14 protein-coding genes are annotated in these 14,881 nt (G+C 65.1%); 11 read left to right on the top strand and 3 right to left on the bottom strand.

The genetic code is table 11. The annotated features are described in order from the left end of the window. Window positions 1-131: 131 nt before the first annotated feature. Genes bamA through fabZ form a run of 3 tightly spaced genes read left to right on the top strand, consistent with a single transcriptional unit; the run spans window position 132 to window position 4,224 of the window. Entirely contained in the window at window positions 132-2,672 is a 2,541-nt protein-coding gene (bamA, locus tag ACZBJS_RS11190; protein WP_057016498.1) for an outer membrane protein assembly factor BamA, read from the top strand. A gap of 32 nt (window positions 2,673-2,704) precedes the next feature. Next, on the top strand, window positions 2,705-3,766 hold the full coding sequence (lpxD, locus tag ACZBJS_RS11185; RefSeq protein WP_316394195.1) for a UDP-3-O-(3-hydroxymyristoyl)glucosamine N-acyltransferase: 1,062 nt from the start codon (window positions 2,705-2,707) through the stop codon (window positions 3,764-3,766). Next, a complete protein-coding gene (gene fabZ, locus ACZBJS_RS11180) occupies window positions 3,766-4,224 on the top strand; it encodes a 3-hydroxyacyl-ACP dehydratase FabZ (protein ID WP_016841580.1) in 459 nt (152 codons plus the stop codon). Before lpxD ends, fabZ begins: the two co-directional genes overlap by 1 nt. Here the strand turns inward: fabZ and ACZBJS_RS11175 are convergent. After that, window positions 4,221-4,556 carry a KTSC domain-containing protein gene (locus ACZBJS_RS11175; RefSeq protein WP_316394197.1) on the bottom strand — a complete coding sequence of 112 codons (336 nt, stop codon included), beginning with the start codon at window positions 4,554-4,556 and terminating at the stop codon, window positions 4,221-4,223. The genes fabZ and ACZBJS_RS11175 overlap by 4 nt on opposite strands. A gap of 147 nt (window positions 4,557-4,703) precedes the next feature. Here ACZBJS_RS11175 and lpxA point away from each other — a divergent pair, with 147 nt between their 5' ends. The 5 genes from lpxA to ACZBJS_RS11150 all read left to right on the top strand — a co-directional run bounded on the left by lpxA (window position 4,704) and on the right by ACZBJS_RS11150 (window position 8,794). Beyond that, a complete protein-coding gene (gene lpxA / locus ACZBJS_RS11170; RefSeq protein ID WP_028334015.1) occupies window positions 4,704-5,498 on the top strand; it encodes an acyl-ACP--UDP-N-acetylglucosamine O-acyltransferase in 795 nt (264 codons plus the stop codon). A 19-nt stretch (window positions 5,499-5,517) separates the two neighbouring features. After that, window positions 5,518-6,375: an LpxI family protein gene (locus ACZBJS_RS11165; protein WP_076825416.1), complete on the top strand. Its 858-nt coding sequence runs from the start codon at window positions 5,518-5,520 to the stop codon at window positions 6,373-6,375. Next, window positions 6,375-7,553: a lipid-A-disaccharide synthase gene (lpxB, locus tag ACZBJS_RS11160; protein WP_463438712.1), complete on the top strand. Its 1,179-nt coding sequence runs from the start codon at window positions 6,375-6,377 to the stop codon at window positions 7,551-7,553. Before ACZBJS_RS11165 ends, lpxB begins: the two co-directional genes overlap by 1 nt. Before the next feature lie 119 nt (window positions 7,554-7,672). After that, the gene (locus tag ACZBJS_RS11155) at window positions 7,673-8,332 is read left to right on the top strand and encodes an SRPBCC family protein (protein WP_076825392.1); all 660 of its coding nucleotides are present in this window, start codon (window positions 7,673-7,675) and stop codon (window positions 8,330-8,332) included. A gap of 93 nt (window positions 8,333-8,425) precedes the next feature. After that, window positions 8,426-8,794, top strand: coding sequence for an ArsR/SmtB family transcription factor (locus tag ACZBJS_RS11150; RefSeq protein WP_246786912.1), 369 nt, complete (start codon window positions 8,426-8,428; stop codon window positions 8,792-8,794). A gap of 34 nt (window positions 8,795-8,828) precedes the next feature. On the opposite strand, the gene gltA is transcribed toward ACZBJS_RS11150, so the two are convergent. Further along, window positions 8,829-10,130: a citrate synthase gene (gltA, locus tag ACZBJS_RS11145; RefSeq protein ID WP_028339667.1), complete on the bottom strand. Its 1,302-nt coding sequence runs from the start codon at window positions 10,128-10,130 to the stop codon at window positions 8,829-8,831. Window positions 10,131-10,290: 160 nt separating this feature from the next. Then, window positions 10,291-11,712 carry a glutamate--tRNA ligase gene (gene gltX, locus ACZBJS_RS11140; RefSeq protein ID WP_028334021.1) on the bottom strand — a complete coding sequence of 474 codons (1,422 nt, stop codon included), beginning with the start codon at window positions 11,710-11,712 and terminating at the stop codon, window positions 10,291-10,293. A 189-nt stretch (window positions 11,713-11,901) separates the two neighbouring features. On the opposite strand from gltX, the gene ACZBJS_RS11135 reads away from it, so the two are divergent. From ACZBJS_RS11135 to ACZBJS_RS11125, 3 genes are all read left to right on the top strand, one after another. After that, window positions 11,902-13,581 (top strand): glutamine--tRNA ligase/YqeY domain fusion protein, encoded by a 1,680-nt coding sequence (locus ACZBJS_RS11135; RefSeq protein WP_076825395.1) that lies wholly within the window; start codon window positions 11,902-11,904, stop codon window positions 13,579-13,581. A 45-nt stretch (window positions 13,582-13,626) separates the two neighbouring features. Then, entirely contained in the window at window positions 13,627-14,013 is a 387-nt protein-coding gene (locus ACZBJS_RS11130) for a YybH family protein (RefSeq protein ID WP_076825397.1), read from the top strand. Window positions 14,014-14,299: 286 nt separating this feature from the next. Then, window positions 14,300-14,662, top strand: coding sequence for an SPW repeat domain-containing protein (locus ACZBJS_RS11125; RefSeq protein WP_076825399.1), 363 nt, complete (start codon window positions 14,300-14,302; stop codon window positions 14,660-14,662). Window positions 14,663-14,881: the final 219 nt, after the last annotated feature.

The following is a 14,881-nucleotide window of genomic DNA, read 5'->3' as shown; positions in this document are numbered from 1 at the left end:
GAAAATGGAAATGTTCGGCTCTAGTAAGTTTGCCCCCCCGGCAAATTTGGTTACAAGCTGAGCGGCAGGTTGGGAATCTGTCGGGTCGTTGGGGAACGATCTGGCATCGTTAAGATAAGGGCGCATTGCGCATGATGTTTGGAATGCGAGTGAGGGGGGGGCTGTTCGCCGCCTTGGTCATGTTCGCCGCGCCGGTGGTTGCCACCTTGGCGACCGTAGCTGTGTCTGTGCCTGCGTCGGCGCAGACCGTCGATTCGATCACGGTGGAGGGGAACCGCCGTGTCGAGCTTGAAACCATCCGCTCCTACTTCCATCCCGGACCGGGCGGTCGGCTGGCCCAGGCCCAGATCGACGACGGTCTGAAGGCGCTGATCGAGACCGGCCTGTTTCAGGACGTCCATATCGACCAGCGGGGCGGGCGCCTCGTCGTGGTCGTGGTCGAGAACCCGGTGATCGGCCGCGTTGCCTTCGAGGGCAACAAGAAGATCAAGGACGAACAGCTCACCGCTGAAGTGCAGTCCAAGCCGCGCGGCACGTTCTCGCGCCCGATGGTCCAGTCGGACGCCCTGCGCATCGCCGAAATCTACCGTCGGTCCGGCCGCTATGACGTGCGGGTCAATCCGCAGATCATCGAGCAGCCGAACAACCGCGTCGACCTGATCTTCGAGGTCAATGAAGGCGTGAAGACCGGCGTCCGGTCGATCGAATTCATCGGCAACAGCGCCTATTCGGCGTCCCGTCTGCGCGACGTCATCAAGACCCGCGAATCGAACATCCTGAGCTTCCTCGGCGGCAACGACGTCTACGATCCCGACCGGGTCGAGGCCGATCGCGACCTGCTGCGTCGCTTCTATCTCAAGAACGGCTATGCCGACGTCCAGGTCGTGGCCGCGCTGACCGAATACGATCCCGAGAAGAAGGGCTTCCTGGTTACCTTCAAGATCGAGGAAGGCCAGCAGTACCGCGTCGCGTCGGTCAACTATACGTCGTCGATCGCAACGCTCGACCCGAACGCGCTGCGCACCTACTCGCGCGTCAATGTCGGCTCGCTCTACAACGCCGAGGCGCTGGAGAAGTCGGTCGAGGAGATGCAGATCGAGGCATCGCGCCGCGGCTACGCATTCGCGGTGGTCCGGCCGCGCGGTGATCGCAACTTCGACAATCACACGGTGTCGATCACCTTCGCTATCGACGAAGGTCCGCGCACCTATATCGAGCGCATCAACATCCGCGGCAACAGCCGTACCCGCGACTACGTGATCCGCCGCGAGTTCGATATCTCGGAAGGCGACGCCTACAACCGTGCGCTGGTCGACCGCGCCGAGCGCCGGCTGAAGAACCTCGACTTCTTCAAGACGGTGAAGATCACCACCGAGCCGGGCTCCTCCAGCGATCGCGTCATCCTGATCGTCGATCTCGAGGAGAAATCGACCGGCGACTTCTCGGTGTCGGGCGGTTACTCGACCACCGACGGCGCGCTGGCCGAAGTCAGCGTCTCCGAGCGCAACCTGCTCGGCCGCGGCCTGTACGCGAAGGCGTCGGTGACCTACGGCCAGTATGCCCGCGGCTACTCGCTGTCGTTCGTCGAGCCCTATCTGCTCGACTACCGCGTCGCGCTCGGCCTCGACCTCTATCAGCGCCAGCAGCTGTCCAACAGCTACATCGCCTACGGCACCAAGACGCTGGGGTTCAGCCCGCGGCTCGGCTTCAGCCTGCGGGAAGATCTGTCGCTGCAGCTGCGCTACTCGATCTACCAGCAGGAAATCACCCTGCCGTCGACGCTGAACAACTGCAACAACGTGCCGACCCTGCCGGATGGAACGCCCAACCCCGCGTTCAATCCGAGCCCGGCCTATGCGAACCTGAACGGGATCAGCTTGGTGTCGACCAATGGTCTCGGCTGCTTCTTTGACGGCGAAGCCTCGCTGCCGGTCCGCAAGGAGCTGGCGGGCGGCAAGACCCTCACATCGGCGCTGGGTTACACGCTCAACTACAACACGCTCGACAACAACAAGAACCCGACCGACGGTCTGATCGTCGACTTCAAGCAGGACTTCGCCGGTGTTGGCGGTGACGTCAGCTACATCAAGACCGCGATCGACGCGAAGTACTACACCCCGCTGGTCTCCGACATTGTCGGCGTGATCCACGCCCAGGGCGGCATCCTGAACAAGCTCGGGACCTCGGATCTGCGCATGCTCGACCACTTCCAGATGGGCCCGAACCTGGTCCGCGGCTTCGCGCCGAACGGCATCGGTCCGCGTGACATCAACCCGTACGGCACCATGGATGCCATCGGCGGCACCAAGTACTGGGGCGTGTCGGCGGAACTGCAGATGCCGTTCTGGTTCCTGCCGAAGGAAGTCGGGCTCAAGGGCGCGGTCTATGCCGACGCCGGCGGGCTGTACGACTACCAGGGCCCGACCTCGTGGGCGGCGACCGGCGAAGTCAACGTGCCTGGCTGTGTCAGGCCGACGAACAATCCGCCGTCTCCGGGTACGTGCCTTGGCCTGAGCTACGACGACAGCAAGGTTGTCCGCACCTCGGTCGGTGTCGGCCTGATCTGGCAGTCACCGTTCGGCCCGCTGCGCTTCGACTACGCGGTGCCGCTGACCAAGGGTGCGTTTGACCGCACGCAAGAATTCCGGTTTGGCGGCGGTACGACGTTCTAAGACCGATTGCCAACCGGACTGCGACGGATGGAATGGCGCAGCCGATCTTCTACAAGAGTCCTCCTTCGTCATCGCTGGCTGAAATAGCCGCGCTGACGAAGGCGCAACTGGTCGACCCCGAAAGGGGCGCGCTTCAGATCAGGGGGCTGGCCTCGCTCGACGAGGCCGGTCCGATGCATCTCGCCTTTTTCGACAATCTGAAATACGCCGACCAGCTTGCCGCGACCAAGGCCGGGGCGTGTCTGGTCAGCCCGCGCTTCGAGGCGCAGGTGCCGAAGGGCACGGCCGTGCTGCGGGCGGCGAAGCCGTTCCAGGTGTTCGTCGAGCTCGCCCGGCAATGGCACGCCGATGCCCTGCGGCCGCAATCCTGGTTCGACACCGAGGGGATCGCGCCGTCGGCGATCATCGATCCCACCGCGCGCCTCGAGGACGGCGTCATCGTCGATCCGCTGGTCGTGATCGGCCCGCGGGTCGAGATCGGCTCGGGCACCATCATCGGCGCCGGCGCGGTGATCGGGGCCGATGTCAAGATCGGCCGCGACTGCAATGTCGGCGCCAAGACCACCATTCAGTTCGCGCTGATCGGCAACAACGTCCTGATCCATCCCGGCTGCAATATCGGCCAGGACGGCTATGGCTTCATCTTCTTCGGGCCGGCCGGCCATGTGAAGGTGCCGCAGACCGGCCGCGTGGTGATCCAGAACAATGTCGAGGTCGGCGCCGCCTCGACCATCGACCGCGGTTCCCTGCGCGACACCGTGATCGGCGAGGGCACCAAAATCGACAATCAGGTCCAGATCGGCCACAATGTGACGATCGGCCGGCACTGCCTGCTGGCGGCCCAGATCGGGCTCGCCGGCAGCCTGACCATCGGCGACAATGTCGCGCTCGGCGCCAAGGTGGGCATCAACAACCACCTCAAGATCGGCGACGGCGCCCAGGTGACGGCGATGAGCGCGGTCAAGGACGACATCCCGGCCAACGGTCGGTGGGGCGGGCATTTCGCCAAGCCGACCAAGCAGTGGTTCAGGGAAATTATCGCAGTGGAGCGTCTGGTGCGCGACAACGAAGCCAAAGGTGAGGGGCAGGAGTGATGGAGGAGGCACCGGTCAAATTCGAGCTGGTGGATATCAACGATATCCTGAAGACGCTTCCGCATCGCTTTCCGATGTTGCTGATCGACCGGGTGATCAAGATCCGCACCGACTACAGCGGCATCGGCATCAAGAACGTCACCTTCAACGAGCCGCCGTTCCAGGGCCACTTCCCGGACCGCCCGGTCTACCCCGGCGTGATGATGATCGAGGCGATGGCCCAGACCGCCGGCGTCATCGGCATCAAGTCGGTCGAGGGCACCGAGAAGCCGCGCGCGGTGTATTTCCTCACCATCGACAAGTGCAAGTTCAGGAAGCCGGTGATGCCCGGCGACACCATCGAGTATCACATGCGCTCGCTCGGCCGGCGCAAGACGATGTGGTGGTTTCACGGCGATGCCAAGGTCAACGGTCAGGTCGTCGCCGAAGCCGATGTCGGTGCGATGCTGACGGATTAGGCCGCGCCGGTCCACGTGGTGCAGGTGTAGCGGCCGTCCGCGCCCGCGATCCGCAGGACGCGATTGAGGAAGATGCCCATCGATGGCGCGTTCATCAGCGCGTCGTAGGTTTCGGCAGGGACGCCGCAATAATGCTGGTAGCTGCCTCTGACCGCGACCAGCAGCGCGCGTTGATCCGTGCTGTAGCAGACCCGCTGGACGATCGTGCTGCGGTTGATGTCGCGGCATTCGAAGCTCGAGAGGTCGACCGCCGTGCTGTTGCCGAGATCGACCGTCTCCGGGCCGATTGGCGCAGAGAGCAGGCTGAGGATCAGCGCGGCGGCCCGGACCATGGATCGGTTGCGACCTTCTCTTGCAACAGGCGGTCATGATACGTCACTGGACAGGGCGGGCAAAGTCGCGCTAACGACCGCCCAAATCGATAGGCTGGCGCCTCGATAGCATCTTGGCGCCATTAACGAATTCCGGACCGAAATTTCATGAGCATGATCGACCCGACTGCGCGGATTGCCGATGGCGCTGTGATCGGGGCCGGCACCGAGATCGGTCCGTACTGCATCGTCGGCCCCAACGTCGTGCTCGGTGAGAACTGCAAGCTGATCGCGCATGTCACGATCAGCGGGCATACCAGGATCGGCGCCGGCTGCATCATCTCGCCGTTCGCCGCGCTCGGCGGGCCGCCGCAGGATCTCAGCTATCGCGGCGAGCCGACCCGCCTCGAAGTCGGCGAAGCCTGCACGATCCGCGAGGGCGTGACGATGAATGTCGGCACGGTCAAGGGCGGCGGGCTCACGCGCGTCGGCGATCGCGGCTTCTTCATGAACAACAGCCATGTCGGCCATGACTGCATGGTCGGCAATGGCGTGATCTTCGCGACGTCGGCGACGCTCGGCGGCCACTGCGAGATCGGCGACTTCGTCTATATCGGCGGCCTGTCGGCTGTGCACCAGTTCACCCGCGTCGGCTCGCAGGTGATGATCGGCGGCGTCTGCGGCGTGCGCGGCGACATCATCCCGTTCGGCCTCGCCAACGGTCAGTACGCGGTTCTCGAAGGACTCAACATCATCGGCATGCGGCGCCGCCAGTTCACCAAGGCGCGGCTGGCGACGGTGCGCGCGTTCTATCAAAAGCTGTTCCACGGCCCCGGCATCTTCGCCGAGCGGCTCGCCTCGGTGCAGCCGCTGGCGGGCGAGGATCCGGCGATTGCGGAAATCCTGGCCTTCATCGAGGGCGGCAAGCTGCGCCCGCTCTGCCTTCCCGCCGATACCAATTGAGCAGGGGATGGCCGCCAGCATGACGTCAGCGGCTCCCTCGCTTTCCTCGCCGGTCGGCGTCATCGCCGGCGGCGGCGCCATGCCGTTCGCGGTCGCCGACTCCCTGGTTGCGCGCGGCATCACGCCGGTGCTGTTCGCGCTGCGCGGCGCCTGCGATCCGGCGCGCGCGCAGCGGTTCCGTCACCGCTGGATCTCGGTCGGCCAGCTCGGGCGGGCGACCCGGCTGTTCCGCGACGAAGGCTGCCGCGATCTGATCTTCATCGGCACCTTGGTGCGGCCCGCGCTGTCGGAAATTCGGCTCGACTGGGGCACGCTGCGCCTGCTCGGCCACGTCGTGCGCGCATTTCGCGGCGGAGACGATCATTTGCTGTCGAGTGTTGGCCGCATCCTCGAGCAGCAGGGCTTCCGCATGGTCGGGATCAAGGATGTCGCGCCCGATCTGTTGATGCCGGAGGGCGCCGTGACGCGCGCGGCGCCCGACAGCACGGCGCTCGCCGACATCGCGCGCGGACGCGGCGTGCTTGACGCGCTCGGCCCGTTCGACATCGGTCAGGCGGCCGTGGTGATCGACGGTCATGTGGTAGCGGTCGAGGATATCGAGGGTACCGACGGGCTGCTCGCGCGCGTCGCGCGGCTGCGCGCCGAGGGTCGCGTTCGCGCCAAGGCCGGCCGCGGCGTGCTGGTGAAGGCTCCGAAGAGCCGGCAGGATCTGCGCTTCGATCTGCCGACCATCGGCCCGCGGACGGTCGAGGGCGCGGCAGCAGCCGGTATCGCCGGCATCGCCGTGATCGCCGGCAATACGCTGGCCGCCGAGCCGCAGGCCCTGGTCGAGGCCGCCGACGCCAGGGGGCTGTTTGTCATCGGGCTGGCGGGCTGATGCAGCTGCGCAGCCCCAGCACCGCTCGCAAGATCTTCCTCATCGCGACCGAGGAATCCGGCGACCGCCTCGGCGCGGCGCTGATGCAGGTGCTGCGCCAGCGGCTCGGCGATGCCGTGCAGTTTTCCGGCGTCGGCGGTCGGGCGATGACTGCTCAGGGAATCGCCCCGCTGTTTCCGATCGAAGAGCTCTCGATCATGGGCTTTGCCGCCGTCGTGAAGCAGTTGCCGAAAATCCTGCGATTGATCCGGCGCACCGCCGATGCCGTGCTCGCCGACGCGCCTGACATGCTCGTCATCATCGACAGCCCCGATTTCACCCACCGCGTCGCCCGTCGCGTCCGCGCCCGCAACCGGAACATTCCGATCGTCGATTACGTATCCCCGTCGGTCTGGGCCTGGCGGCCGGGCAGGGCGCGCGCGATGCGGGGCTATGTCGACCACGTGCTCGCGCTGCTGCCGTTCGAGCCGGAGGAATATCGCAAGCTGCAGGGACCGCCGTGCAGCTATGTCGGCCACCCCCTGACCGAGCAGCTCGCCACGCTGCGCCCGAACGAGGACGAGCAGAAGCGGCGCGATGCGCAGCCTCCGGTGCTGCTGGTATTGCCCGGAAGCCGGCGCAGCGAGATCAGGCATCATCTGGCGCTGTTCGGCACCGCGCTCGGCCAGCTCAACAAGCAAACGCCGTTCGAGCTCGTGCTTCCCACCATGCCGCATCTCGAGGCGATGGTGCGCGAGGGCGTCGCGTCGTGGCCGGTGGTGCCGCGGCTCGCGATCGGCGAGACCGAGAAGCGCGCCGCGTTCCGTGTCGCCCGCGCTGCGCTCGCGAAGTCGGGCACGGTGACGCTGGAGCTCGCGCTGTCAGGGATTCCCATGGTGACGGCCTATCGCGTCGGCGCCGCCGAGGCGTTCATCCTGCGCCGCGCGATCCGGGTGTCCTCGGTGATCCTCGCCAATCTCGTGATCGGCAGCGATATCATTCCCGAGTTCCTGCAGGAGGACTGCACGCCGGACGAGCTCGCGGCGGCGCTGGGCGACGTGCTTGCGGATTCGCCCGATCGTCTGCGGCAGCTCGTGGGGTTCGCGACGATGGACGGGAAGATGTCGACCGGCGACCAGCCGCCGAGCGTCCGCGCCGCCGACATCGTGCTGGCGGAAATGGGCCGCCGTTCGGCCTAGCCAATCGATCGTGTCCTCGTTCAGTTCAGTGGCGACATCCCGCCGCAACGATCTCGCTTGCGCTGAATATTTAGACCGTCCTAATATTAGCAATAGCTAATATTAGGACGGAGCATGCCATGAAGATCGACCCGGTCGCCTATCTCGGAGCCGTCATTCGCGAAGTCGCCTTCCGGGAACGCGACGGCAAGCCGGCCCGGGCGGTGATCGCGACCCGCAGCTACGACACCGACATTGCCGATCTCTGGGATGTGCTGACCAACCCCGAACGCATTCCGCGCTGGTTCCTGCCGATCTCGGGCGACCTGAGGCTTGGCGGCCGCTATCAGTTCCAGGGCCATGCGGGCGGCGAGATCACGACGTGTGAGCCACCGCGCCGGCTTGCCGTCACGTGGGAGTCCATGGGCACGGTCAGCTGGGTTAGCGTCACGCTGGCCGAGAATGGCCCGGACGCCACGCGCCTGGAATTGGAACACCTCTCGGTGATCGAGGGCGACTTCTGGGACCGCTACGGGGCCGGTGCGGTCGGCGTCGGCTGGGATCTCGCGCTGCTAGGGCTCGCGCTCTATCTGGCCATGCCGCCCGGCGAGGAATTCGACCGCGCCGCCGCGTCCGCCTGGCCAGCCACCGGCGACGGCAAGGAATTCATCCGCCGCGCCAGCGAGGACTGGTGCAGGGCCTCGATCGCGGCGGGCACCGAGGAGGCTGCGGCGCGCAGATCGGCCGCAAACACCACGGCGGCCTATTGCGGCGAGCCGGAGCCGGGGAGCGGAGGCTAGAGCATGATCCGGAAAAGTGTGAAGCGGTTTTCCCTCGCGACAAACGCGAAGCGTTTGCGCGGAGATCATGCTCAAACGAAGAGCTAAAGCGGGATGACGATGCAGTCTCATCGCGCTTTAGCGACCTTGCACGCCTTCGACATCCTCGGCGATCCCGTCCGCCGGCGCATCCTGGAACTGCTTGCGACCGGCGAGCACAGTTCGGGCGACGTCGTTGCGGTCGTGCAGCGCGAGTTCGGCATCACCCAGTCGGCGGTGTCGCAGCAGCTGCGGATCTTGCGGGACGCCGGTTTCGCGTCGGTGCGTGCCGAGGGCACGCGCCGCATCTATGCGGTCGAGCCGGCGCGGCTGCGCGAGGTCGACGACTGGCTCGACCGGTTCAGGGCGTTCTGGCTGCCGCGCCTTGACGCGATCGCGACCGAAGTTGCGCGGGGCAAACGAAAACGGCGCCATCAGGAATGATGGCGCCGTCCCGGATTCTCTTCAGCGATGCAGCTTACTTGCGCTTGTCGATCTGCACATAGTCGCGGCGTGCGACGCCGGTGTAGAGCTGGCGCGGACGGCCGATCTTCTGCTGCGGATCCTCGATCATCTCGCTCCACTGGCTGATCCAGCCGACGGTGCGGGCGACCGCGAACAGCACGGTGAACATCGAGACCGGGAAGCCCATCGCCTTCAGCGTGATGCCCGAATAGAAGTCGACGTTCGGATAGAGCTTGCGATCGATGAAGTAGGGATCGCTGAGCGCGATCTTCTCGAGCTCCATCGCGACCTTGAGCATCGGATCGTCGCCGTGGCCGGTCTCCTTCAGCACCGCGTGACACATCTTCTGCATGATCTTGGCGCGCGGATCGTAGTTCTTGTAGACGCGGTGGCCGAAGCCCATCAGGCGAACTTCGCTGTTCTTGTCCTTCACCTTGGCGATGAAGTCCGGAATGTTTTCGACCTTGCCGATGCCGTAGAGCATGTTGAGCGCGGCCTCGTTGGCGCCGCCATGCGCCGGGCCCCACAGGCAGGCGATGCCTGCCGCGATGCAGGCGAACGGGTTGGCGCCCGACGAGCCGGCGATACGTACCGTCGAGGTCGAGGCGTTCTGCTCGTGGTCGGCGTGCAGGATGAAGATCTTGTCGAGCGCGTCGGCGAGCACCGGGTTGATCTTGTAGTCCTCGCAGGGGACCGCGAAGCACATGTTGAGGAAGTTCTCGGCAAACGAGAGCGAGTTCTTCGGATACACGAAGGGCTGGCCGACCGTGTACTTGTAGGCCATCGCCGCCAGCGTCGGCACCTTCGCGATCATCCGCATCGAGGCGATCATGCGCTGACGCGGATCGTTGATGTCGGTGGAGTCGTGATAGAACGCGGCGAGCGCGCCGACGGCGGCGACCATGATCGCCATCGGATGAGCGTCGCGGCGGAAGCCCTGGAAGAACCGCGCCATCTGCTCATGCACCATCGTGTGATGGATCACGCGATGGTCGAAGTCCTTCTTCTGCGCCGGGGTCGGAAGATCCCCGTACAGCAGCAGGTAGCAGGTCTCGAGGAAGTCGCCGTGCTCGGCGAGCTGCTCGATCGGATAGCCACGGTACTCGAGCACGCCGGCGTCGCCGTCGATGTAGGTGATCTTCGACTGGCAGCTGCCGGTCGAGGTGAAGCCGGGGTCGTAGGTGAACACCCCGGCCTGGCCGTAGAGCTTGGCGATGTCGATGACATCAGGCCCAACCGTGCCGCTCAGGATCGGGAAATCGTAGTTCTTGTTGCCGATGGTGAGTGTGGCTGTCTTGCTGGATTTTGCGTCCATCGTGATATCCCCGATGAATTCGTTGCGAAAACCGACCTTGCCCAGTCGCTAAATTGCGGCCCATGGCGGGGCGGAACGGCTTGTGGAGAAAGCGTCCGGGATTGGGTAGCTCATTGCCATGTGCGCTGCAAGATGGACCCTGGAGGGGGTCCATGCAGGATCACGCCGCCTGATCGGCGAGGCGGGCAAGGCACTCCTGGCGTCCCAGCACGGCCAGCACGTCGAATATGCCCGGCGACGTCGTGCGTCCCGTCAGTGCTACCCGCAGCGGCTGGGCGACGGCGCCGAGTTTCAGGTTGTTCTGCTCGGCGAAATTCCGCATCGCGGTCTCGGTGGTTTCCGCCGTCCAGTCGTTGACGGCTTCCAGCGCGGTGCGCAGGCGGCCGATCAACGCGCGCGTTTCCGGCGTCAGCAGCGCCACAGCTTTCGGATCGAGCGCGAGCGGACGATCGGCGAAGATGAAATAGGCGCCGGCGATCAGCTCGATCAGCGTCTTGGCGCGCTCCTTCAGGCTCGGCATCGCCCGCAGCAATTGCGCGCGGGTGGTGTCGTTGAGCTTGGCCTTCAGCGCGGCACCCTCGGGAACATAATCCAGCACGCTCTCGAACTGGGTCACGAGGGATTGATCGTCGCTCTGCCGGATATAGTGGCCGTTGAGGTTCTCCAGCTTGGCGAAATCAAACCGCGCCGCAGAGCGGCCGATGCCCGAGAGGTCGAACGCGTCGATCATCTCCTGGGTCGAGAAGATCTCCTGATCGCCATGGCTCCAGCCGAGCCGGACCAGGTAGTTGCGCAAGGCGGCCGGCAGGTAGCCGAGCGCGCGGTAGGCGTCGACGCCGAGCGCGCCATGGCGCTTCGACAGTTTCGAGCCGTCGGGACCGTGGATCAGCGGAATGTGGGACATGCTCGGCAGTTCCCACTCCAGCGCGTCGTAGATCTGCTTCTGACGCGCGGCGTTGATCAGGTGGTCGTCGCCACGGATGATGTGAGTGACGCCCATATCGTGGTCGTCGACCACGACCGCGAGCATGTAGGTCGGGGTGCCGTCGCCGCGCAGCAGGACGAGGTCGTCGAGGTTCTCGTTCTGCCAGACCACGCGGCCCTGCACCTGGTCCTCGATCACGGTTTCGCCGGTCTGCGGCGCCTTGAGGCGGATGGTCGGCTTGATGCCGTCGGGCGCGGTGGCCGGATCGCGGTCGCGCCACATGCCGTCATAGAGGCGGGTGCGGCCCTCGGCGCGCGCCTTCTCGCGCATCGCGGTGAGCTCTTCCGGCGAGGCATAGCAGTAATAGGCGCGCCCGGCGGCGAGCAGGCTCTCGGCGACCTCGCGATGGCGGGCAGCGCGGCTGAACTGGTAGATGACCTCGCCGTCCCAATCGAGCTCGAGCCACTTCAGGCCGTCCAGGATGGCGTCGATCGCCTCCTTGGTCGAGCGTTCGCGGTCGGTGTCCTCGATCCGGAGCAGCATCTTGCCGCCGAGCTTCCTGGCATAGAGCCAGTTGAACAGCGCGGTGCGGGCACCTCCGATATGGAGGAAGCCGGTCGGAGAGGGGGCGAAGCGGGTAACGACGGGTTTGGTCATGATCGAGCGAGACGTATGCTGAGACGGCGGTGGTGTATATCAGGAACCGGACATAACTAAACCCCCGGCTGACCTTTTGCCCACCAAACCAGGCCTCAAACCAGACTTGAAACCAGGCTTGAAACCAGACTTGGCCGGACGGCACGAATTTGGCAGAAGGTTGAGCTGACTCCTCCAGGGAACCCTTTGATGACGACTGACACGACGGCAGAGGCAGGGCGCGACTTCATCCGCGACATCGTCCAGGCCGATCTCTCCTCCCACAAGCACAACCGGATCGTGACCCGTTTCCCGCCGGAGCCGAACGGCTACCTGCATATCGGCCACGCCAAGTCGATCGCCCTGAATTTCGGCATCGCGCAGGAGTTCGGCGGCCAGTGCAATTTGCGCTTCGACGACACCAATCCGACCAAGGAGGAGCAGGAGTACATCGACTCCATCCAGGCCGACGTCCATTGGCTCGGCTATGACTGGGGAGCCAACCTGTTCTATGCGTCGGACTATTTCGAGCGCCTGTACGATTGGGCCGAGGGTCTGATCAAGGCCGGCTATGCCTATGTCGACGATCAGTCCCAGGAGGAAATCCGGCTGTCTCGCGGCACGCTGACCGAGCCCGGCAAGAACTCGCCGTTCCGCGACCGCTCGGTCGAGGAGAACCTCGATCTGTTCCGCCGCATGAAGGCCGGTGAGTTCTCGAACGGCGCCCGCGTGCTGCGCGCCAAGATCGACATGGCCGCCGGCAACATCAACCTGCGCGATCCGGTGCTCTACCGCATTCTGCACGCCCATCATCCGCGTACCGGCGACAAATGGTCGATCTATCCGAGCTACGACTACGCGCACGGCCAGTCGGACGCGATCGAGGGCATCACCCATTCGATCTGTACGCTGGAGTTCGAGGATCACCGCCCGCTCTATGAGTGGCTGCTCGACAAGCTGCCGGTGCCTTCGAAGCCGCGCCAGTACGAAATGGCACGGCTCAACCTGACCTATACGCTGCTGTCCAAGCGCGTGCTGACCCAGCTCGTCCGTGACGGCCACGTCTCGGGCTGGGACGATCCGCGCATGCCGACCATTGCCGGCTTGAAGCGGCGCGGCGTGCCGCCGGCCGCGGTGCGCGAATTCATCAAGCGCATCGGCGTCGCCAAGGCCAACAGCGTGGTCGATGTCGGGATGCTCGAATTCTGCATCCGCGAGGAGCTGAACCGCACGGCGCTGCGCCGGATGGCGGTGCTGCGGCCGCTCAAGGTGGTGATCGAGAATTATCCGGAAGGGCAGGTCGAGGAGATCGAGGCGATCAACCATCCCGACAATCCGGAAGCCGGCACCCGCAAGATCGCGTTCGGCCGCGAGCTCTATATCGAGCGCGACGACTTCATGGAGAATCCGCCGAAGAAGTTCTACCGCCTCTCGCCCGGCAACGAGGTGCGGCTGCGCTATGCCTACTTCATCAAGTGCACCGGCGTGGTGAAGAACGACGCCGGCGAGATCGTCGAACTCCGCGCGACCTACGATCCCCTAACCAAGGGCGGCAATGCGCCCGACGGCCGCAAGGTCAAGGCGACGATGCACTGGTTGCCGGCGGCGCAGTCGAAGCCTGCGGAGATCCGTATCTACAACCAGCTGTTCGCCAATCCGAGCCCGAACGCGGCCGATTTCGCCGCCGACCTCAATCCGCAGTCGCTCGAAGTGCTGAAGGATGCGCGCGTCGAGCCGGCGATCGCCGAGAGCAATTCGCCCGATCCGGTGCAGTTCGAGCGGCAGGGCTATTTCGTGCGCGACGCGGATTCGACGCCGGACCGGCTGGTGTTCAACCGCACCATCGGCCTGCGCGACACCTTCGCCAAGGAAGTCGGCGGCAAGGGCTAGCCGAGAGGAAGCGCGTCCCGAGCGGACAAGCGGACGGGGGGATCGATGCCTGATGAATCCGACGAGATTGCCTCCGCCATCATCGCCAGATGGTCGGCGGGTTTCAGCAGGCTCGATGCGAATGCGTTAAGCGCGCTCTATTCGAAGAGCGCGTTCTTCTTCGGCTCGAACCCGACGCTGTATCGCGGCCGCGACGGCGTCAAAGCCTACTTTGACGGTCTGCCGCGCTGGCACGCGCCGCGTGTTCAGTTCAGCGATGTCAGGGCAGAACGGGTCAACGCCGATCTCGTCAACATGGCGGGCATCGCGTCATTCGTCCTCGACGGCGATGCGCCCTCGCTCGCCGTCAAGATCACCTGGGTGATCGCGCGCGAGGACGGCGACTGGAAGATCGTCTGCCACCACGTCTCGTCGCAGACGCCGCTGATCTAGGCTCAGCGCTGGAGCTGACGAAAAAGTCGAGGGCCGGCGGGCCCTCGTAGTCAGGGAGAGTGCGCGGGGCCGGGCGCCTCGCGGCTGCACCCAACTCGCAGGCTATCCGGATCGCGCTGCATTGCGAGGAGGGACCAAGGTCGTAGGCTGCGGAACGCGGCTTCCGGGCGCCCGGACGGCAGCAAGGTCGTCGGCTCGCGGATCAGCAGCGGCAACACATCGCAGGTCGGACAGATGCTTTTTTGTCCGCGCCGCACCATGTCTTCGGAAGAAGGAGGTGAGGATCATGCGCATTCAACACTGGCAGGATGCTGCCAGCCTGTTGGTAGGCGCCTGGCTGGTCGCATCGCCGTTTGCACTGGGCTTTTCCGGGGCAGCTCTCTGGATATCCATCGCGCTCGGATTGGGCGTCGTGCTGTTCGCCCTGGAGGCATTCATCATTCCGTCCTATCTGGAGGAATGGGGCGAGATGCTGATGGGGTTGGCTCTGGTGGTGGCACCCTGGACGTTCGGCTACCAGCAGGGATCGGTCACGACGAGCAGCGTGCTCGCCGGGGTCGTGGTGATCGTGCTCGCGTGCTGGGAGCTGACGATGGATCGTGATTTCGCCACCTGGTGGCACGATCGCTGGCATCACCGAGCTGGCTGAGAGGAAGCTGACTGAGACGCTGGCCTGACCGCCAACCAAAGGCGGCCGGAGCGGGGATTTGCGTGGCGCGGGATCCCCTCCATGCCGCTCCGACGTAACGCGGATGCAGGTTCTGCAGAGACATCTCGCCAGAGACGGCGGGTGTGGGACGATTCAGAAGCGTCGTCCCGCACTCGCTGGACGGCGGCCATGGCGCCTGCTGCAGGGTGAGAGCGCTTT

Source organism: Bradyrhizobium sp. KZN70725 (assembly GCF_055264925.1).
The sequence above is the reverse complement of the archived record's forward strand: the minus strand, read 5'-3'. Positions and strand labels throughout refer to the sequence as shown.

Coding starts and splice junctions, on each gene's coding strand:
- bamA (WP_057016498.1), top strand. CDS start 132: ATGATGTTTGGAATGCGAGTGAGGGGGGGGCTGTTCGCCGCCTTGGTC.
- lpxD (WP_316394195.1), top strand. CDS start 2,705: ATGGCGCAGCCGATCTTCTACAAGAGTCCTCCTTCGTCATCGCTGGCT.
- fabZ (WP_016841580.1), top strand. CDS start 3,766: ATGGAGGAGGCACCGGTCAAATTCGAGCTGGTGGATATCAACGATATC.
- ACZBJS_RS11175 (WP_316394197.1), bottom strand. CDS start 4,556: ATGGTCCGGGCCGCCGCGCTGATCCTCAGCCTGCTCTCTGCGCCAATC.
- lpxA (WP_028334015.1), top strand. CDS start 4,704: ATGAGCATGATCGACCCGACTGCGCGGATTGCCGATGGCGCTGTGATC.
- ACZBJS_RS11165 (WP_076825416.1), top strand. CDS start 5,518: ATGACGTCAGCGGCTCCCTCGCTTTCCTCGCCGGTCGGCGTCATCGCC.
- lpxB (WP_463438712.1), top strand. CDS start 6,375: ATGCAGCTGCGCAGCCCCAGCACCGCTCGCAAGATCTTCCTCATCGCG.
- ACZBJS_RS11155 (WP_076825392.1), top strand. CDS start 7,673: ATGAAGATCGACCCGGTCGCCTATCTCGGAGCCGTCATTCGCGAAGTC.
- ACZBJS_RS11150 (WP_246786912.1), top strand. CDS start 8,426: ATGACGATGCAGTCTCATCGCGCTTTAGCGACCTTGCACGCCTTCGAC.
- gltA (WP_028339667.1), bottom strand. CDS start 10,130: ATGGACGCAAAATCCAGCAAGACAGCCACACTCACCATCGGCAACAAG.
- gltX (WP_028334021.1), bottom strand. CDS start 11,712: ATGACCAAACCCGTCGTTACCCGCTTCGCCCCCTCTCCGACCGGCTTC.
- ACZBJS_RS11135 (WP_076825395.1), top strand. CDS start 11,902: ATGACGACTGACACGACGGCAGAGGCAGGGCGCGACTTCATCCGCGAC.
- ACZBJS_RS11130 (WP_076825397.1), top strand. CDS start 13,627: ATGCCTGATGAATCCGACGAGATTGCCTCCGCCATCATCGCCAGATGG.
- ACZBJS_RS11125 (WP_076825399.1), top strand. CDS start 14,300: ATGCGCATTCAACACTGGCAGGATGCTGCCAGCCTGTTGGTAGGCGCC.